The following is an 18,382-nucleotide window of genomic DNA, read 5'->3' as shown; positions in this document are numbered from 1 at the left end:
TTGTCAACTCGACGCAATTGGAACGGCTAGACCGACGGCGCGCCGGCTTTCCTGCGGTTGCGCTTGGCCAGCACGTTGAAGAATTCGACTGCCGCCGAGAACGCAATCGCGAAATAGATATAGCCACGCGGAATGTGGAATTGGAATCCGTCCGCGACCAGCGCGACGCCGATCAGCACCAGGAACGCCAGCGCCAGCATCTTGGTGGTCGGATGCTCCGCGACGAATCGCGAGACCGGTCCCGACGAGATGTACATGATCAGGCAGGCGATCACGACGGCCGCGATCATGATCTCGATGTCCTGCGCCATGCCGATCGCGGTGATGATCGAGTCCAGCGAGAACACGATGTCGATGATCACGATCTGGACGATCACCCAGAAGAAGGCGTTGCCGGCGGACTTCTCGTCGCCCTCGCCGTCATCGGCTTCGACCTCGCCGTGGATCTCGTGCGTTGCTTTGGCGATCAGGAACAGGCCACCGCCAATCAGGATGAGGTCGCGCCAGGAGAAGTCGTAGCCGGCGAACGAGAACACCGGCGCGGTCAGGCCGATCAGCCAGACCAGGAGGCTAAGCAGGATGATGCGGAACACCAGCGCCAGCGCGAGCCCGATCTGGCGGGCGCGGTGCGCCTGCTTCTCCGGAATGCGCGAGACGATCACCGACAGGAAGATGACGTTGTCGATGCCGAGCACGATCTCGAGCGACGTCAACGTCAGCAGCGCGGCCCAGGCTTCGGGGCTGGTGAGGAGATGCATCATGCGAAGGATTTTACCAGGCGTATCAGAGCATCGCTGAAGCTGATCCAGAGCGCGATGGCGCAGAGCACCACGGTCACGCCGGTGCCGACGCGGAAATCCATCTCCAGCACGTAGAGGCCGAGCAGCGCCCAGATCGCGATCAGCGACATCGTCAGCCAGCGCAGCCGCACGACGCGGACCGGATGCAGCACGTGGAACGGCACGAAGGTCAGCACGACGAGCGCGGCGACCAGCAGCGTCGACCAGAGCGGCGGCCAGTGCAGCAGGAACAAATAGAACGCTGCCGCATTCCACAGCGCCGGGAAGCCCCGGAAATGATTGTCGTCCGCCTTCATGCGCAGATCGGCGAAATATAATGCGCTGGTGACGATGATGGCGACGCCGAGCAAGGGCGCGGCGACCGGCAGCAACAGCCCGCTGGCCACGATCGCGTAAGCCGGCACGAAGACATAGGTGACGAAGTCGACCACGAGATCGAGCACGTCGCCCGACCAGTTCGGCTGCACGTTCTTGACGTCGAGCCGGCGCGCGATCGGACCATCGATCGCGTCGATGATCAGAGCGACGCCCAGCCACTGAAACATCGCCGCCCAGTGCTCGCGCACGGCCTCCAGCATCGCCAGCAACGCGACCGCCGCACCGAACGCGGTGAAGATGTGCACCGAGAACGCCGCAGCGCGGATCGCGGGGGTGGGCTTCAGGGAATCCTCTTGGCTGTCCATGGCTTCTGCTACCAGAACGAGACCGATTTGCACATCCGCCATTGCGACGCGCGGCCGCGCAATTCGTCATAAAATCAAGCAAAATCAGCGGGCTTGAATTTGCCGCGGGCCGTGTCAAATGTCGTTCCATGACAGACGCATCGACACTCCATGACACCGCCGTGATCGGCGGCGGACCGGCGGGACTTGCAGCAGCGATCGCATTGGCGCAGGCGGGTGCGCGGACCGCGCTGGTGGCGCGGCGCGTGCCCTATGCCGACAACCGCACCACCGCGCTGCTCGGTGCCTCCGTCGATCTCCTGGAGCGCCTCGACGTCTGGTCGCGCTGCAAGGACAAGGCGGCCGCGCTCGAGGTCATGCGGCTCGTCGATGACACCGGCCGGCTGTTCCGTGCCCCGGAGGTCCGGTTCTCCTGTCACGAAATCGGTCTCGACACGTTCGGCTACAACATCGACAACCGTTCGCTGATGCTGGCGCTCGAAGAACGCGCGGCCGAACTCCCCCAGCTCGTCCGTTTCGACGACGAGGCGGAAAGCATCTTGATCGAAGCCGACGACGTCGCCATCCGCACCGCCTCGGCACAATTCCTCTCGGCCCGGCTCGTGGTCGGCGCCGACGGCCGGCACTCGCTGTGCCGCGAGGCTGCCGGCATCGCGGTGACGCGGCGCGAGCTGACGCAGACCGCGCTGACCTTCAACGTCGCCCATGCGCGGCCGCACCGCAATGTCTCGACTGAGTTCCACACGCCGCATGGTCCCTGCGTGTTCGTCCCCCTGCCCGGCGACCGCTCCAGCATCGTCTGGGTCGCGGCCCCCGCGGAGGCCGAACGGCTGCGCGGCCTGAGCGACGAGGAGCTGTCCGCCGCGATCGAGAAGCAGTCGCATTCAATTCTGGGACGCATGACGGTCGAGCCCGGGCGCAACCTATTCCCGCTGGCTATCGAGCGTCCAAAATCCTTTGGCCGAGACCGTGTCGCGCTGGTCGGGGAAGCGGCCCATGTGGTTCCCCCGATCGGCGCCCAGGGCCTCAATCTCGGCCTGCGCGATGCCGCCGACATCGCCCGGCTCGCGGGCGAAGCCGTCGCAACGGGCCAGGATCCCGGCATGGACGAGGTGCTGAGGCGCTACGACCGGGCGCGGCGTCCGGACATTTTGAGCCGCACCTTTGCGATCGACATCGCCAATCGCTCTTTGCTCAACGACTTCCTGCCGCTGCAGCCGGTCCGCGCCGTCGGCATGCACCTGCTTGGCGCGATCGGCCCGCTCCGGCGTTTTGCGATGCGCGAGGGCCTGACGCCGACGTGGCGGCGATAGGGAGTCTACCAAGCCTGAATGGCGTGAGGATGGATTCGCGGCGGGCTCGGTGCACCTCTCCCGCTTGCGGGAGAGGTCGGCGCGTAGCGCCGGGTGAGGGCTTTCTCCGCGTCGGGATTTTCTCTGCACTATCTAGACAATCCCAACGCGGAGACACCCCCTCCCCAACCCTCCCCCGCAAGCGGGAGAGGGAGCGCACCATTCGTGTTGCCAGCAGTTCCGCCGCTTACGGAAACATCAGCCGCCCACTCTGGATCGCCCACATCACGCTGGTCAGCGTGACCACGGATGCGAAGGTGCCGAGCAGCACCGCGACGGAGGCGGATTCGATCCAGGCATCGTTCTGGCGGGCGATCACGAACACGTTCAGCGCCGGCGGCAATGAGGCCATCAGCATCGCAGTCGCGGCCCAAGGCTGCGCGAACGGGCCGAACGCCAGCATCAGGCCGAACGCCGTGAGCGGATGGATCAGCAGCTTGACCGCGATCACGCCCGGCACCTCCCACGGCACCCGGTCGAACGGGCGCAGCGCCACGGTCACGCCGAGCACGAACAGCGCAGTCGGGGCAGCAGCGTTCTGGAGGAAGGTGATGGTGCGATCGAGCGCGACCGGCAGCTCGATATGCAGCGCCGCCACCGCCGCCCCAAAACAGGCCGACATGATCAGCGGGTTGAGCACGATCTGCTTCAGCACCACGCCGAAGGCGTGCACGAGCGAGGGATGGTCGCGGTCGGACAGCTCGATCAGCAGCGGCACGATCGTGAACAGGAAGATGCTGTCGCAGCAGAAGATCAGCGCGGTCGGCGCCGACGCCTTCGGCCCGAGCACCGCGAGCGCCAGGCCCGGCCCCATATAGCCGATATTGCCGTAGCCGCCGGAGAGGCCCGCGAGCGTCGCCTCGCGCAGCGACAGCCGGCCGAGCATCTTGCCGACCACCAGCGCCAGCGTGAACGCCGCAATCGTCGACAGCGTGGTCGCGACCAGAAACGGAGGATTGTTCAATTCCGCAAACGGCGTCTTCGACATGATCGCGAACAACAGCGCCGGGAGCGAGACGTAGAGCAGGAAGAAGTTCATCCAGGCGAGGCCCGATTCCGGCAGGGATTTGGTCTTGCCACAGGCGAATCCGACGAAGATCAAGCCGAAATAGGGTAGAGCCAGATTGAGGATATCGACCATTATTGAAGTGTTTTCTGAAGACTTGGGGGCTATGCGCCCCTGACGCGAAGGTTAATTCCGGATAAGGCCACTAGCATCGGCCACAATCCTGGTCTATCGACGGGGGATGATTAAAGCGCGGACAGCCAAATTCCAGATCGGACAGGTCGTGCGCCACCGGATCTTCTCGTTCCGGGGCGTGATCTTCGACATCGATCCGGAATTCAACAACACCGAGGAGTGGTGGCTGTCGATTCCCGAGGAGGCGCGGCCCCACAAGGACCAGCCGTTCTATCACCTGCTCGCGGAGAATGCGGAGTCGGAATACGTCGCCTATGTCTCGGAGCAGAATCTGTTGCCCGACGATTCCGGCGAGCCGGTCCGGCATTCACAGGTCGCCGAGATCTTCATCAAGGACAAGGCCGGCGGCTATCGCCCGCGCAACCCGTCGCTGAACTGAAATTCGCCGTCAGCAAGCGGCCAGCAAAAAAGGCGCTCGAACCGAGCGCCTTTTTCATGTTCGGATGTGGTCCCGATTACTTCTGACCAGCCGCAGCCGTGCCGGGAGCCGTGCCCTGCTGCTCGAGCTTCTTGCGCTGCTCCTCGGCCTTCTTCTGAAGCTCTTCCTGGAGCTTCTTCTGGGTTTCCTCGAACACCTTCGGATCGGTCGGCGGACCGTCATAGGCCTTCTGGAATTCGCCGGCGAGCGGCAGCGGCAGCGTCAGCGGCGCACCGTTGGCGTTGATCGCCTGGACAACGAGATTCTGGCCCTTCTTCATGCTGTTGATGAGCTCGGGCGTGGCCTCGTAGTCCGACATGCAGCCGTTCTGGAAGCAGATCACATACGGTTGCTGCAGCGGCGCGTTGCTGTCGACGATGATGCGGGTGCCGTGCACGAGTTGCATGCCGAGCGGCAGCGTCACGCGCAGGATCTTCTTGGGCTCGCCTTCCGGCTCGATGATCACGGCGGCAATGACCGGCTGGCCCGACTCGATGCGACCATCCTTGCCGGTGAAGCAGACCTGCTTGGCATTGGCGTCCTGGCCCTTCAGGCAGAACTTGGTCCAGGGAGCATAGATCAGCTGGATCTGCTGATCAGCCGGCTGGGCTGCGCCCTGCTGCGCCGGAGCGCCCTGAGCGGGAGGCTGCTGGGCCTGCGGAGACGCTGCGGGCGCCGGAGCCTTGGGGGCAGCCTTCGGAGCGGCCTTTGGAGCCGCCTTGGGGGCACCTGGGGCCGGCGCCGGGGTCTGGGCCTCGGCGGCAACGGGAACGGCCAACGCCGTCGCCGTCAACAAGGCGAGAAGTCGCCCGCGCGGCCGGACGGACGCGGCCAAGTAACGAAAATTCATTGCGGAAAACCCTTTCTGAACGGGAAGTGCCCGAACCGCTCCGAAGCGCCGAACCTGGCCGCCTTGGGCGCGGCTCTCTCCCCGTCAATTGAGGCGGATAAGTGACGGGCTCGGCGCTCTTGCGCGATTGACCGCCTTCTTAACGTGGCCGACGAAAAGATCAATGCCGACAAGCGTCTTTGGCCACATCCACAGCCGCGCCCAGTGAAATTCCCTGTGATAGGATTCAGGCCCGCCGGTCCTCGAATCAACGTGTGCCGATGTTCATGTTCCAGCGCCTCTTCGAGGGCCCCGGACGCCGCCTTTGCCGTCTCGCCCCGGCCCTCGTTTTGGCCCTCTCCGTCGGGCTGTCGGCAGGCGGCGCATGTGCCGAGGAAGCCCATGCCATCGCCATGCACGGCAAGCCGGCGATGCCTGCTGATTTCACCCACATGCCCTACACCAATCCGGACGCCCCGAAAGGCGGACGCATGACCTGGGGCGTTCTCGGCACCTTCGACAGCCTCAATCCCTTCATCGTGAGAGGGCTGGCCGTGCAGCAGGTGCGGAGCTACGTGGTCGAGAGCCTGCTCGCGCGCGGCCAGGACGAGGCGTTCACACTTTATGGTCTGCTCGCCAGGACCGTCGAAACCAACGACGACCGGACCTTTGTCACGTTCCACCTCGATCCGCGCGCCCGCTTCTCCGACGGCAAACCCGTGCTCGCCGAAGACGTGCTGTTCTCCTGGCAGCTCTTGCGCGACCACGGCCGCCCCAATCACCGCCAGTATTACGCCAAGGTCACGAAGGCCGAGGCGCCCGATCCCCTCACCGTCCGCTTCGACCTCACCGACGCCAATGACCGCGAGCTGCCACTGATCCTCGGCCTGATGCCGATCCTGCCGAAGCATGCAGTGGACGTCGCCAGCTTCGAGGAGACGACACTGACGGGCCCGGTCGGCTCCGGCCCCTATCGCGTCTCGGCGGTGAAGCCCGGCGCCAGTGTGACGCTGACCCGCAATCCCGATTATTGGGGCCGTGATTTGCCGATCAATCGCGGGCTCTACAATTTCGATGAGATCAGGCTCGACTATTTTCGCGAGGCCAACGGCCAGTTCGAAGCCTTCAAGCGCGGCCTCTATGATTTCCGTGTCGAGCACGAGCCCCTGCGCTGGCACGACGGCTATGATTTTCCGGCCGCCAGAAGCGGCGAAGTGATCCGCGACACCATCAAGCCGGGGGTACCGCAGCCTTCCGAATTCCTGGTGTTCAACACCCGCCGTCCGATCTTCGCCGACATCCGTGTGCGCAAGGCGCTGACGCTGCTGTTCGATTTCGAGCTGGTCAACCGCAACTATTTCTTCGGGCTCTATTCGCGCGTCGCCGGCTATTTCGCCGGCTCGGAACTATCGGCCTACGGCCGACCTGCGGATGCGCGCGAGCGTGAGCTGCTGAAACCCTTCGCCGCACAGATCCCGCCCGACATCCTGGACGGCAGCTACCGCCTGCCGGTCACCGACGGCTCGGGTCGCGACCGCGCCACGCTGCGCGCCGCGCTGAAACTGTTGTCCGAGGCCGGTTACGATCTCGATGGCGGCGTGCTGCACAACCGCGCGACTAAGGCGCCCTTCAGTTTCGAGATCATGGTCACGACCCGCGACCAGGAGCGCATTGCACTCGCCTTCCAGCGCGACCTCAAGCGCGCCGGCATCGAGGTGGCCGTACGCTCGGTCGATCCCGTACAGTTCGATCAGCGCCGGCTCGCTTACGAGTTCGACATGATCCAGAACCGCTGGGACCAGTCGCTGTCGCCCGGCAATGAACAGTATTTCTATTGGGGCAGCGCAGCCGCCGACAATCCGGGGACCCGCAACTACATGGGCGCCAGGGATCCCGCCGTCGATGCCATGATCGCCGCCCTGCTGGAGGCCCGTGAACATACGGATTTCGTCTCGGCGGTGCGCGCGCTCGACCGCGCTTTGATCGCGGGCTTCTACACAATCCCCCTGTTTAACGTATCCGAGCAATGGATCGCCCGCTGGAATCGGATAGAACGGCCCAAGGCCACTTCGCTGTCCGGCTATTTGCCGGAGACCTGGTGGTCGAAGGGGCAGCCGCAAGCTCATCAAGCAAAGTGACGCCGTGAACCAGCCAACAACATCGCCGACGCTCGACACGCTGTTTCAGCGCACGCTGACCCGGCAGCCGCACGCGCCCGCTTTGCTCGATCCCCTCAACAAGGCGCGGGTGACCGGGCACCAGCCGCGGCGGATGACCTACGCCGAGGCCGATACGGCGATCGAGGCGCTGTCGGCGTATTTCGTCGAATCCGGCCTGCCGGCCAATTCCGTCATCGCGATCCAGCTGCCCAACACGGTCGAGTTCGTGCTGACGGTGCTCGCCGCCCATCGCGCCGGCCTCGTCGTCGCCGTGCTACCGCTGCTGTGGCGGCATGCGGAGCTGACCGCCGCGCTCAACCGCACCGCCGCGCGCGCCATCGTCACCATGAGCACGGTCGACGGCGTCAGCTATGCTGACCTGGCGATGCATGCGGCGGCCGAAGCCTTCTCGATCCGTCACGTCTGCGGCTTCGGCACTGATCTGCCCGAAGGCATGGCTTCGCTGGACGGCGTGCTGGCTCGCCCGCCTGGCACCACACGCGCTGTGATCCAGGACGGTCGCAAGGCGGCGATGATCTCCTTCGACGTCACCGCGGAAGGTTTTCGCCCGGTGCCCCGGCCGCATTTCAGCCTGATCGCCGGCGGGTTGGCGATGTCGCTCGAAGCCGACGTCAAGCAGGGCGCGACCGTGATGGCGGCGTTCGCGCCGATGTCGTTCGCGGGGCAGGCCTCTTCGCTCGCAGTGTGGCTGCTCTCGGGCGGCACGCTGGCGCTGCATCATCCCTTCGAGAGCGAAGTGCTGGAGCAGCAGATCAACCAGCACGAATGCGAGGTGCTGATCGCACCTGCCCAGCTCGCGCTGCGCCTCGGCGATTCCGATCTCGCGGCGCGGATGCCCACCTTGCGCAACGTCATCGGCCTCTGGCGCGCGCCCGAGCAGGTCGCCGCAAGCGATGCCTGGATCGCGCCGCATGCGCCGCTCACGGATGTCTATCTGTTCGGCGAGGCCGGCCTGTTCGGCGTCCGCCGTGGCGAGGATGGCATGCCCGTCGCGGTGATGCCGGGGCCGCATGGCGCCCCGCGCGAACAGTCCGGCTCCTCCATCGCCGGCGAGATCCTGCTGACCCCGAAGGGGACACTCGGCCTGCGCGGGCCGATGGTGCCGATCGCGGCCTACGCGCCGCCGCAGCCGGTCGGCGAGACGTTGATCGCGCAGCCGCCGCGCGACTATGTCGATACCGGCTATGCCGCCCGGCTCGACCGTCCGAGCGGCGCGATCTGCATCACCGCGCCGCCCTCCGGCATCATGGCCGTCGGCGGCTACCGGTTCCTCTCCAACGACCTCCAGGAATGGGCCCGCCGGCTCGGCCAGGGTGCCCTGCTTACCGCGCTGCCCGACCGCCTCTCCGGCCACCGGCTGGCAGGCCGGGCCCAGGACAATGCCCGCGCCCGCGAGGCGCTCAGCGAGCTCGGGCTTAACCCCCTGATGGTCGAGGCTTTTCGCGACCGCTCGGGGCCGGTCTAGGCCCAGTTTCACCCGTTGCGTTGACGCTGCATTAAGGCGGTCAATCTAGATTGCGCGGCACCTGTTGCGTGATCAGAGTTTGCAATGTCCCAGGCGGGCCCGATCCTGTTTGTGTCCAATGTCGAACGGCCGCCCTTCATTGCGGCGCTGGACGAGGCCCGGCTCTTTCCCGTGGTCGACACCGACTGGGCCAGCGCCGCACGCGCGGTCGAGCAGGTGCAGCCGGCCGCGGTTCTCGCGGCGATGCATGCCGGACACGAGCCGCACATCGCTCCGCTCGCGAAGAAGATCGCCGGCCAATCGCCCTACCTTCCCTTCGTGGCCATGGATGCTGCGGGCACGCTGCCTCCCAACGCCCTGCCCTTCGCCTCACGCAGCGGCAATCCCGACCGACTGATCGCGCGGCTCCGCGCCGCGCTGCGTGTGCGCACCCTTCATGCCACCGTGCTGCGCCGGCTGCCGGAGGCGACGGTCTCGCCGCCCGAGGCCGATCCCGCACGCGATGCCACCGTGCTCCTGATCGGCCGTGGCGCGGCCTATCCTGCGCTCTCGGTCGCGCTCGGCGAACGCGTCGGCGTCATCGGCGCGCTCTCGATCGAAGCCGCTGCCAAGCATCTCAACACCCGCGACCTCGACGGCGTCGTGCTCGCCGAAGGCTTTACGGCGCGCGTCGCCGATGCCTTCCTGACGGTGCTCGCCGAGGATACCCGCTTCCGTAACCTGCCCGTCGTCGTCACCGCACACCAGCTCGCGCAGAGCTACGATCTGCCCAATCTCGAGCTGATCTCCGGCGAGCCCGTGAAGGTCGCCGCCAATGCACTGCCGCTGATCCGCCAGCACGCAATGGAAGCGCAGCTGAGCCGCACGCTGCGCTCGATCGACGCCGGCGGCTGGCTCGATCCGCGCAGCGGCCTGCTCACGGTGGAAGCCTTCGCCCGCGATTTCGCCAAGGCCGTGGAGCAAACGCTGGCCCGCGGCGGCGGCCTCTCCGTCGCCCGCTTCGCCTTCGATCCCAATAATCCCCGCGCCCAGTTAGATGCCGCGCGCATCCTCAGCCGCCTGATGCGGCAGATGGATTTTGGCGCGGCGCAAAAGGACGGCTCGGTGATCGTGGTGTTCGCGGAGACCGACTTCCGCACCGCCCACATGATCGCCCGCCGGCTGTCGGCGGTGATGCGGCACACCTCGAACGGCAAGCACGAGATGCGCAGCGATCCCGTGGTCAGCGTGGACTCGCTGTCGCCGTCGGATACGGCGCGGTCGCTGCTGGCACGGCTGTCGGCCGACGCGTCGCGCGCGGCGTCGTAGTTACAACCTCAATGCCGTGGGGTGGGCAAAGGCGCAAAGCGCCGTGCCCACCATCTTTCCGTGACGTTGACAATTGGTGGGCACGCTTCGCTTTGCCCACCCTACGGCACCTCGCTACGCCGCCTTCTTGCTCTCGGCGAGATGCGCCAGTTGCCGCATGATCTCCGTGGTGCCGGCGAGACGCTCTTCCGGGGTACCCCAGTCCTGGAGGAACACCACCTTCATGTCGGGGCGCACCTTGGCGGCCTGGCCGTGGCTGCGGATGAACGTCACCAGGCGCTCGGGATAGGCGAAGGAATTGTCGCGGAAGACGATGACGGCGCCCTTCGGACCTGCATCGATCTTCTCGACATTAGCCCTGCGGCAGAACGCCTTGATCGCAGCGACCTTGAACAAATAGCGGACTTCGTCGGGCAACACGCCGAAGCGGTCGCGCATCTCGGCGCCAAAATTCTCGATCTCCTCCTCGGTGTCGAGATCGGCGAGGCGCCGGTACAGCGATAGCCGCACCGAGAGGTCGCCGACATAGTCCTCGGGAATGAGCACGGGCATGCCGATCGTGATCGATGGCGACCAGCGGTCGGCGGCCGGCTCCGAGACGCCGGCCTTGAGGTTGACGATCGCCTCCTCCAGCATCGATTGATAGAGCTCGAAGCCGACCTCCTTGATGTGACCGGACTGCTCCTCGCCGAGCAGATTGCCGGCGCCGCGGATGTCGAGATCGTGGGAGGCGAGCTGGAAGCCCGCGCCGAGCGTCTCCAGCGACTGCAGCACGGTGAGCCGGCGCTCGGCCTGCGCGGTGATCTTCTGCTGCGCCGGCAGCGTGAACAGCGCGTAGGCCCGCAGCTTGGAGCGGCCGACGCGGCCGCGGAGCTGATAGAGCTGGGCGAGGCCAAACATGTCGGCGCGATGCACGATCAGCGTATTGGCGTTGGGAATGTCGAGGCCGGATTCCACGATCGTGGTCGACAGCAGGATGTCGAACTTGCCGTCGTAGAACGCCGTCATGATGTCCTCGATCACGGCGGGCGGCATCTGACCGTGCGCGACCGCGACCTTCATCTCCGGCACGTTCTTGTCGAGGAAATCCTTGACCTCGGCGAGGTCGTCGATGCGCGGCACCACGTAGAACGCCTGGCCGCCGCGATAGCGCTCGCGCAACAGCGCCTCGCGGATCATCAAGGGATCGTGAGGCGCAACGAAGGTGCGAACCGCGAGGCGGTCGACCGGGGGCGAGGCAATGATCGAGAGCTCGCGGACTCCGGTCAGCGCAAGCTGGAGCGTGCGCGGGATCGGGGTTGCCGATAGCGTCAGCACGTGCACCTCGGAGCGCAACGCCTTCAGCCGCTCCTTGTGCGTGACACCAAAATGTTGCTCCTCATCGACGATGACGAGGCCGAGCTCGCGGAACTTGATCGCCTTACCCAGCAGCGCGTGGGTGCCGACGACGATGTCGACCGAACCGTCGGCGATGCCCTTCTTGACCAGATTGAGCTCCTTGGTCGCGACCAGGCGAGAGGCCTGCGCCACGTTGACCGGAAAGCCCTTGAAACGCTCGGTGAAGGTCCTTGCGTGCTGGCGCGCGAGCAGCGTGGTCGGCACCACGACAGCGACCTGCTTGCCTTCGAGCGCGACGGCAAAGGCCGCGCGCAACGCCACTTCGGTCTTGCCGAAGCCGACGTCGCCGCAGATCAACCGGTCCATCGGACGGCCAAGCTCGAGGTCCTTCAGGGTGGACTCGATCGCACCCAGCTGGTCCTCGGTCTCGTCATAGGGGAAGCGCGCACAGAACTCGTCGTAGAGGCCCGGCTGCACCGGCAGCTTGGGCGCCTCGTGCAGATGGCGCGCGGCGGCGATCTTGATCAATTCGCCCGCGATCTCGCGAATGCGGTTCTTGAGTTTCGCCTTCCGGGTCTGCCAGCCGCCGCCGCCCAGGCGGTCGAGTTCGACCGTGGTCTGGTCGGAGCCGTAGCGGGATAACAGCTCGATGTTCTCGACCGGCAGGAACAGCTTGGTTTCGGCGGCATAATGCAGCTCGAGACAGTCATGCGGCGCGCCGGCGACGTCGAGGGTCTGCAGGCCGATGAAGCGGCCGATGCCGTGGTCGACGTGGACGACGATATCGCCGGCAGTGAGGCTCGTCACCTCCGAGATGAAATTGTCGAGCTTGCGGCTCGCCTTGCGCGGCCGCACAAGGCGGTCGCCGAGGATGTCCTGCTCGCTGATCAGTGCGATCTCGTCGGTCTCGAAGCCGCTTTCGAGGCCGAGCACGGCGAGCATGGTCTCGTTGCGCGGCGTCGCCTGCACCGTCCGCCAGCTGTTGACGCTGGTGGTGTGGGCCAGCTTGTGGTCGCGCAGCATCGAAGTCATGCGGTCGCGCGAGCCTTCGGTCCAGAGCGCGATCACGACCTTCTTGCGCTGGGCCTGCAGTGCCATCACATGCGCGACCACGGATTCGAACACGTTGACGCTGGTGTCGTTGCGCTCCGGCGCGAAGTCACGGCCCTTGCGCGCACCGGCATCGATGACACTCGTGCCATCGGCCGGCACCGAGAACTGCGTCAACCGCGCCAGCGGGATATCACCGAGGCGCCTGCCCCATTCTTCCTCGGTCAAATAAAGCCTGTCAGGCGGCAACGGCTTGTAGATGGCACCGCCGCCGGGATGCTCCATCGCCTCGCGCCGGGCCTCGTAATAGTCGAGGATCTGCTTGAAGCGCTCGCGCACGGCGTCCTCGGCCTGCGGCTCGATCGCGACTGCTGCCCCTTGCAGATAGTCGAACAGCGTGTCCATCCGGTCCTGGAACAGCGGCAGCCAGTGCTCCATGCCGGGATGGCGGCGCCCTTCGCTGACGGCCTCGTACAGCGCATCGTCGCGCTCGGGCGCGCCGAATTCGGCGACATAGCCCATGCGGAAACGGCGGATGGTGTCGGTGACGAGCTGAAATTCCGAGATCGGAACGAGGTCGAGCGCACGCATGTCGAGCAGCGTGCGCTGGGTCTCGGCGTCGAAGGAGCGGATCGACTCCAGGCTGTCGCCGAAGAAGTCGAAGCGCACGGGCTGGTCGAGACCGGCCGGAAACAGGTCCAGGATGCCGCCGCGCACGGCGTATTCGCCGGGCTCGCGCACGGTCGAGGAGCGGTTGTAGCCGTTATGCTCCAGCCAGGCGACGATGGTGTCCATCGGCACCACGTTGCCCGGTGCAACCGACAGCGCCTGCGCCGCGACGAGCTCGCGCGCAGGCACGCGCTGAACCACGGCATTCACCGTGGTCAGCACGATCAGCGGCTTGTCGCTGCCCGTCAGGGACGCAAGCCGCGCCAACGTCGTCAGGCGTTGCGCCAAAATGCCGCCATGCGGCGAGACGCGGTCATAGGGCTGGCAGTCCCAGGCCGGGAAGATCAACACCGGCAGATCGGGCGCGAAGAATTGCAGCGCGCGTTCGAGCTGCTGCATCCGCGGACCGTCGCGGCAGACCACCGCAAGACTGACCGCCGGCTTCTTCGGCCGCGCCGCGATGGCGCGGGCGAGATCGGAGACGACGAGGCCTTCGGCGCCCTCGGCGACATTGGCGAGCGTCAAGGCGCGGCCGGGCGTCAGCAGCTCGGCCGGTGATTTCATACCCTGCTTCATGCGTCGCGGTCCGCGATGGGATACGCCTTGATGCGGGCTAACAGCGCGCCGGTGACGTCGGCCGGAAGCACCTTGTCGCCGGTGATGGCGGCATAGAGATCGGGATCGTTGACCTCGAGCAGGCGCTCGAGCTCGATCAATTCAGGCTCGGACAAATTGCCGATCTCGGCATCCGCAAAGCGGCCGAGGATCAGGTCCATCTCGCGCGTGCCGCGGTGCCAGCAGCGGAACAGAAGCCGCTTGCGGCGGTCGTCCAGCCCGCTGCTCGATCGTGTCGTTCCCGTCATTTCTCAAATCCAGTCAAACGCAGAAAGCCCGGACGTGCCGGGCGGGGTGGATATAGCCACTCGGACCGGCCGTGTCAGCCCTTTGTTGTGACAGTTCGCCCATCCGGTGCGTCATGGTCAGCCGGGCTTCGAAAAAAAGACGTGGATGCCCGGCATAAAGCCGGGCATGACGGCGAGGAACGATCTTAGATTCCACGAATGCGCCCCAGCCTGCTCAACCCGCTGTTTGCTCCCGTGACCAGCCTGTCCGGCGTCGGTCCGAAGCAGGACAAGCTGTTGCAATACCTGCTCAGCCGCAGCGAGACGCCGCGGCTGGTCGATCTGCTGCTGCATCTGCCGAGCCAGGTCATCGACCGCCGGGCCCGGCCAAAGATCCGCGACGCCGCCCAGGGAACCATGGTGACACTGGAGGTCACCGTCGATCGCCACCGTCCGCCTCCGCCGCGCAACGCGCGCGCGCCATACCTCGTCTACGCCAGCGACGACACCGGGGACGTCGTGCTGACGTTCTTCCGCGCCAAGCCCGGCTATGTCGAGAAGCTGCTGCCAATGGGCGCGAAGCGTTACGTCTCCGGCACGCTGCAGATGTATGACGGCATCCCGCAGATCGTGCATCCCGATCGCGTGCTCGACGAGGAGGCGATTGCAAAGCTCTCCGGCATCGATCCGGTCTATCCCTTGACCGAGGGCCTCGCGCTCGGCTCACTTCGCCGCGCGATCGCGCAGGCGCTGCAAAAGCTGCCGGCCCTGCCCGAATGGATCAGCCCGGAGGTGATGCGCCGCTGCCACTTCCCGCCAATTGCCGAAGCGCTCAATCGCGTGCACCAGCCGGTCGAGCTCACGGACATTCTGCCGGACCAGCCGTTCTGGTCGCGCCTCGCTTTCGATGAACTCTTGGCCGGCCAGCTCGCGCTCGCCCTGATCCGTGCGCAATTGCGCCGCCCCGCCGGCGTGCGCAACGCCGGCGACGGACACCTGCGCAACGAGATCATCGATGCCCTGCCCTACGCGCTCACGCCCTCGCAACGCAGCGCTGCCTCGGCCATCGCCGAGGACCTGAAACAGCCCGTGCGCATGCTGCGCCTGCTCCAGGGCGACGTCGGCTCCGGCAAGACCGTGGTGGCGCTGCTCGCGGCCGCGGCGGTTGCCGAGGTCGGCAAGCAGGCCGCGCTGATGGCGCCGACCGAAATCCTGGCGCGCCAGCACATCAAGACCATCGCCCCGCTCGCCGAGCGCGCCGGCATGCAGGTCGCGATCCTCACCGGCCGCGAAAAGGGCAAGGAGCGGCGCGAGCTGTTGGCGCAGCTTGAAGCCGGCGAGATCGACCTGCTCGTCGGCACCCATGCGCTGATCCAGGACGATGTGATCTTCAGGGATCTCGCCCTCGCCATCGTCGACGAGCAGCACCGTTTTGGCGTGCGCGAACGCCTGGCACTGACGTCGAAGGGCGAATCCGTCGACGTCCTGGTGCTGAGCGCGACCCCGATCCCGCGCACGCTGGTGCTGACCTATTTCGGCGACATGGACATCTCCGAGCTGCGCGAAAAGCCCGCCGGCCGCCAGCCGATCGACACCCGCGCGGTGCCGATGAGCCGCATCAGCGAGGTCATGGAGGGCGTCGGCCGCGCGCTCGCCTCCGGCAAGCTGGTGTACTGGATCTGCCCGCTGGTCGAGGAATCCGAAGCCGAGGGCACCGAGCACCTCACCAATGCGACGAAACGTTTCGAGAGCCTGCAAAAGCGTTTCGGCGAGCGCGTCGGCCTCGTCCACGGCCAGATGAAAGGCGCTGAGAAGGACCATGTAATGGGCCAGTTCGCCGCCCACGAGATCGGCCTACTCGTTGCGACCACCGTGGTCGAGGTCGGCGTCGACGTGCCCGCCGCAACCATCATGGTGATCGAGAATGCCGAGCGCTTTGGCCTCGCTCAGCTGCACCAGCTGCGCGGCCGCATCGGACGTGGCTCGGAAGCCTCGACCTGCATTCTGCTCTATGGCGAGCCGCTCGGCGAGATGTCGAAGGCGCGGCTGAAGGTGATCCGCGAAACCACTGACGGTTTTCGTATCGCCGAGGAAGACCTGAAGCTGCGCGGCGAAGGCGACGTGCTCGGTGTGCGCCAGAGCGGCCTGCCCGGGTACCGCATCGCGCGCCCGGAGGTGCACGGCCAGCTCATCGCCCAGGCCCGCGACGAGGCGCTGCGCATCCTGAAGGACGATCCGAAGCTGAAGGGCGAGCGCGGCGAAGCGCTGCGGTGCCTCTTGTATCTCTACGAGCGGGACGAGGCGATCCCGTTGATCGGTGCGGGCTGAAGCGTTCTCGTGCGCCCGAGGCAAGGACAATGCAATTGCCCTAATGAAGGGTACGTTTTCCTTGCTTCATTGCGAGCTGGCTCACATTCAGGGACGGATCACTCGTGCTAAAGAGTATATTGGAACTGTCCCCACATCCCTGCTGGAGGTAGATCATGCAGTTCATCTCCACCGAATGGCAGTCCACTTCGACGGCTCCCTTAGACGGGGATCTCGAGATCTGCGCGCTGGACTTTGATGGTATCGTCCACTCGCTTCCCTTTCCCTGTCACAAGGATGGATCCAATTGGGTCGATCGATCGGGCAAAACGCACGCCGACATTCAGCCTACCCATTGGCGCATATGGGGTCATCCACGCTGATCCGTCGCCGCCGCAATGCCTCCGGGAAAGCGATGCTCGGGCAAGATGGTACATTCCCGTCATTGCCTGCCTTGAGCGCACGCACGGAACTCTTGCCGTAGCCTGATCCCGGAGCATGATTACCCGCAGGACAGGCAAAGGCGCGCTCGTCGGGCCCGCCGCGGAACGGAACGCACGATCGGCCCGTTAATTGCTCAAGGGCGGCGCAGACAGGGAGGAGCAGACCATGAGGGCTCCCACCACCATCGCCGCGCTCGCGATCTTACTCGGCGCGCCCGCAGTATCGCTCGCGCAACCGGGTGGGCAAGGTGCGGTTGAATTGAGCGACGGCACAACGATATCGCAACGTCCATCCCTGCCGAAACTCAGCCTCACCAACGCGCAGCGCGAGCAGATCCGCAAGACCGTGCTGACAGAGCATAACGAGATCCAATTCCGGCTGAAGACCACCCAGCCAGCCAGGGACTTTACCCCTGCCGTTGGCGCAACACTTCCAAAAGGCGTAAAGGCTCAAGGACTGCCAGCGCAGGTGCTCGCGCAATTGCCAGAGCTGCGCGATTATATGTACGTCAAGATGAAGGATCAGGTGCTGATCGTGAACGGCATGACCAACAAGATTGTCGATATGTTCTCGGAGACGCAACCACTGTCTTAGCCCAAGGTCTTGGCGCAAGACATTCGACAGATCGGGCATGCAGGTAGATTCTAGATTGTGAACCCATAAAGTGGGAAGGGCCGCATTGTAGAATGACGAATATGCGCCAAGCCTTGAGTGCATTATGCGCCATCGATAGTCCGTTGCGCGACTGGCTTACCTCTGCGAGTTAGTACATCTAGCCCAATCCAGGAACGCTTAACTATGCTCACCGTCTATGGCGAAGGTCGTGGCTTCCGTGTTGTTTGGCTGCTCGAGGAATTAGGATTGGCTTATCGGCTGCGCCCGGTCGATCTGCTCGCAGTCGAGAATGATCGCGATTTCCTCGCGATCAACCCCGCCGGCTTCATTCCCGCACTGCAGGACGGCGAGACGATCATGGTCGAATCGATTGCGATTCTTGAGTATCTGCTCGCCCGCCACGGCTCAGGTTCGCTTGCCGTCGCCCCGGACGATCCCGCCTTCGCTTCCTATCTGCAATTTCTCCACTTAGGCGAGGCCGGGCTCGCCGGGCCGATGAACGCCGTCTTTGTCGGTCGCGAACTGGCGCCCGAAGCCGAGCGAGATGCCCGGGTTACCCGCTGGGCCCTCGAGACCTTCGAGAGCCGGCTGGGGTTAGTTATTCGCCGCCTCGCGGATTGCCCCTATCTCGCCGGCGACCGATTCACTGCTGCCGATATCTCGGTGAGCTACGCCCTCCTGCTCGGCGTGCGAACTGGCAACTACGTCCCCGGTTCTACCGAGCGGGACTATCTCGCCCGCACGACGGCACGCCCTGCCTACGTCCGAGCGATGGAAAGCTGCCAGGCCACCAAGGCTTGGGCGGCGAGATCACCGGGATTGTAGTGCTCGCTTCATCGGAGCGGCCAAGCGCCTGGTTGAGTAATTGCGAAAAGTTCCTC

Annotated in this window: 14 protein-coding genes; 8 read left to right on the top strand and 6 right to left on the bottom strand. The window is 65.4% G+C overall.

Annotation, left to right across the window (positions count from 1 at the left end):
- Window positions 1-26: 26 nt before the first annotated feature.
- Both ACR9YP_RS24875 and pcsA read right to left on the bottom strand, forming a co-directional pair.
- Window positions 27-761, bottom strand: coding sequence for a TerC family protein (locus tag ACR9YP_RS24875; protein WP_091894481.1), 735 nt, complete (start codon window positions 759-761; stop codon window positions 27-29).
- On the bottom strand, window positions 758-1,525 hold the full coding sequence (gene pcsA / locus ACR9YP_RS24870; protein WP_438108285.1) for a phosphatidylcholine synthase: 768 nt from the start codon (window positions 1,523-1,525) through the stop codon (window positions 758-760). Before pcsA ends, ACR9YP_RS24875 begins: the two co-directional genes overlap by 4 nt.
- An 86-nt stretch (window positions 1,526-1,611) precedes the next feature.
- Here pcsA and ACR9YP_RS24865 point away from each other — a divergent pair, with 86 nt between their 5' ends.
- Window positions 1,612-2,796 (top strand): UbiH/UbiF family hydroxylase, encoded by a 1,185-nt coding sequence (locus ACR9YP_RS24865; RefSeq protein WP_474217382.1) that lies wholly within the window; start codon window positions 1,612-1,614, stop codon window positions 2,794-2,796.
- A 226-nt stretch (window positions 2,797-3,022) separates the two neighbouring features.
- Here the strand turns inward: ACR9YP_RS24865 and ACR9YP_RS24860 are convergent, their stop codons facing one another.
- Window positions 3,023-3,976 (bottom strand): AEC family transporter, encoded by a 954-nt coding sequence (locus ACR9YP_RS24860; protein ID WP_474217381.1) that lies wholly within the window; start codon window positions 3,974-3,976, stop codon window positions 3,023-3,025.
- A gap of 106 nt (window positions 3,977-4,082) precedes the next feature.
- Here ACR9YP_RS24860 and hspQ point away from each other — a divergent pair, with 106 nt between their 5' ends.
- Window positions 4,083-4,415: a heat shock protein HspQ gene (gene hspQ, locus ACR9YP_RS24855; protein WP_091894475.1), complete on the top strand. Its 333-nt coding sequence runs from the start codon at window positions 4,083-4,085 to the stop codon at window positions 4,413-4,415.
- 76 nt (window positions 4,416-4,491) lie between these two features.
- Here hspQ and ACR9YP_RS24850 read toward each other — a convergent pair whose 3' ends face one another.
- Window positions 4,492-5,304 carry an invasion associated locus B family protein gene (locus tag ACR9YP_RS24850; protein ID WP_474217380.1) on the bottom strand — a complete coding sequence of 271 codons (813 nt, stop codon included), beginning with the start codon at window positions 5,302-5,304 and terminating at the stop codon, window positions 4,492-4,494.
- A 260-nt stretch (window positions 5,305-5,564) separates the two neighbouring features.
- Between ACR9YP_RS24850 and ACR9YP_RS24845 the strand changes: the two genes are divergently transcribed.
- From ACR9YP_RS24845 to ACR9YP_RS24835, 3 genes are all read left to right on the top strand, one after another.
- On the top strand, window positions 5,565-7,421 hold the full coding sequence (locus tag ACR9YP_RS24845) for an extracellular solute-binding protein (RefSeq protein ID WP_474221112.1): 1,857 nt from the start codon (window positions 5,565-5,567) through the stop codon (window positions 7,419-7,421).
- Between the two features lie 4 nt (window positions 7,422-7,425).
- Window positions 7,426-8,928, top strand: a complete 1,503-nt coding sequence (locus tag ACR9YP_RS24840; RefSeq protein ID WP_474217379.1) for an AMP-binding protein — start codon at window positions 7,426-7,428, stop codon at window positions 8,926-8,928.
- Window positions 8,929-9,012: 84 nt separating this feature from the next.
- Complete coding sequence (locus ACR9YP_RS24835; RefSeq protein WP_474217378.1) at window positions 9,013-10,236, top strand: GGDEF domain-containing protein; 1,224 nt, start codon at window positions 9,013-9,015, stop codon at window positions 10,234-10,236.
- A 114-nt stretch (window positions 10,237-10,350) separates the two neighbouring features.
- Here the strand turns inward: ACR9YP_RS24835 and mfd are convergent, their stop codons facing one another.
- On the bottom strand, window positions 10,351-13,869 hold the full coding sequence (gene mfd, locus ACR9YP_RS24830) for a transcription-repair coupling factor (RefSeq protein ID WP_474217377.1): 3,519 nt from the start codon (window positions 13,867-13,869) through the stop codon (window positions 10,351-10,353).
- Window positions 13,866-14,156 carry an FAD assembly factor SdhE gene (locus ACR9YP_RS24825; protein WP_091894462.1) on the bottom strand — a complete coding sequence of 97 codons (291 nt, stop codon included), beginning with the start codon at window positions 14,154-14,156 and terminating at the stop codon, window positions 13,866-13,868. Before ACR9YP_RS24825 ends, mfd begins: the two co-directional genes overlap by 4 nt.
- Window positions 14,157-14,354: 198 nt before the next feature.
- Here ACR9YP_RS24825 and recG point away from each other — a divergent pair, with 198 nt between their 5' ends.
- The 3 genes from recG to ACR9YP_RS24810 all read left to right on the top strand — a co-directional run bounded on the left by recG (window position 14,355) and on the right by ACR9YP_RS24810 (window position 18,326).
- Window positions 14,355-16,463 (top strand): ATP-dependent DNA helicase RecG, encoded by a 2,109-nt coding sequence (recG, locus tag ACR9YP_RS24820; RefSeq protein WP_474217376.1) that lies wholly within the window; start codon window positions 14,355-14,357, stop codon window positions 16,461-16,463.
- 588 nt (window positions 16,464-17,051) lie between these two features.
- Window positions 17,052-17,480 carry a hypothetical protein gene (locus tag ACR9YP_RS24815; RefSeq protein WP_438108278.1) on the top strand — a complete coding sequence of 143 codons (429 nt, stop codon included), beginning with the start codon at window positions 17,052-17,054 and terminating at the stop codon, window positions 17,478-17,480.
- Between the two features lie 204 nt (window positions 17,481-17,684).
- On the top strand, window positions 17,685-18,326 hold the full coding sequence (locus tag ACR9YP_RS24810) for a glutathione S-transferase family protein (RefSeq protein WP_341511109.1): 642 nt from the start codon (window positions 17,685-17,687) through the stop codon (window positions 18,324-18,326).
- Window positions 18,327-18,382 lie beyond the last annotated feature (56 nt).

It is taken from the genome of Bradyrhizobium sp. BR14999 (genome assembly GCF_056106085.1).
The sequence above is the reverse complement of the archived record's forward strand: the minus strand, read 5'-3'. Positions and strand labels throughout refer to the sequence as shown.

What these genes read in the sequence shown, in the direction of transcription:
- ACR9YP_RS24810 (WP_341511109.1), top strand. Translation starts at nt 17,685, where the DNA reads ATGCTCACCGTCTATGGCGAAGGTCGTGGCTTCCGTGTTGTTTGGCTG.
- ACR9YP_RS24825 (WP_091894462.1), bottom strand. Translation starts at nt 14,156, where the DNA reads ATGACGGGAACGACACGATCGAGCAGCGGGCTGGACGACCGCCGCAAG.
- recG (WP_474217376.1), top strand. Translation starts at nt 14,355, where the DNA reads ATGCGCCCCAGCCTGCTCAACCCGCTGTTTGCTCCCGTGACCAGCCTG.
- ACR9YP_RS24845 (WP_474221112.1), top strand. Translation starts at nt 5,565, where the DNA reads ATGTTCATGTTCCAGCGCCTCTTCGAGGGCCCCGGACGCCGCCTTTGC.
- ACR9YP_RS24815 (WP_438108278.1), top strand. Translation starts at nt 17,052, where the DNA reads ATGAGGGCTCCCACCACCATCGCCGCGCTCGCGATCTTACTCGGCGCG.
- ACR9YP_RS24835 (WP_474217378.1), top strand. Translation starts at nt 9,013, where the DNA reads ATGTCCCAGGCGGGCCCGATCCTGTTTGTGTCCAATGTCGAACGGCCG.
- ACR9YP_RS24875 (WP_091894481.1), bottom strand. Translation starts at nt 761, where the DNA reads ATGATGCATCTCCTCACCAGCCCCGAAGCCTGGGCCGCGCTGCTGACG.
- mfd (WP_474217377.1), bottom strand. Translation starts at nt 13,869, where the DNA reads ATGAAGCAGGGTATGAAATCACCGGCCGAGCTGCTGACGCCCGGCCGC.
- ACR9YP_RS24850 (WP_474217380.1), bottom strand. Translation starts at nt 5,304, where the DNA reads ATGAATTTTCGTTACTTGGCCGCGTCCGTCCGGCCGCGCGGGCGACTT.
- pcsA (WP_438108285.1), bottom strand. Translation starts at nt 1,525, where the DNA reads ATGGCGGATGTGCAAATCGGTCTCGTTCTGGTAGCAGAAGCCATGGAC.
- ACR9YP_RS24860 (WP_474217381.1), bottom strand. Translation starts at nt 3,976, where the DNA reads ATGGTCGATATCCTCAATCTGGCTCTACCCTATTTCGGCTTGATCTTC.
- ACR9YP_RS24865 (WP_474217382.1), top strand. Translation starts at nt 1,612, where the DNA reads ATGACAGACGCATCGACACTCCATGACACCGCCGTGATCGGCGGCGGA.
- hspQ (WP_091894475.1), top strand. Translation starts at nt 4,083, where the DNA reads ATGATTAAAGCGCGGACAGCCAAATTCCAGATCGGACAGGTCGTGCGC.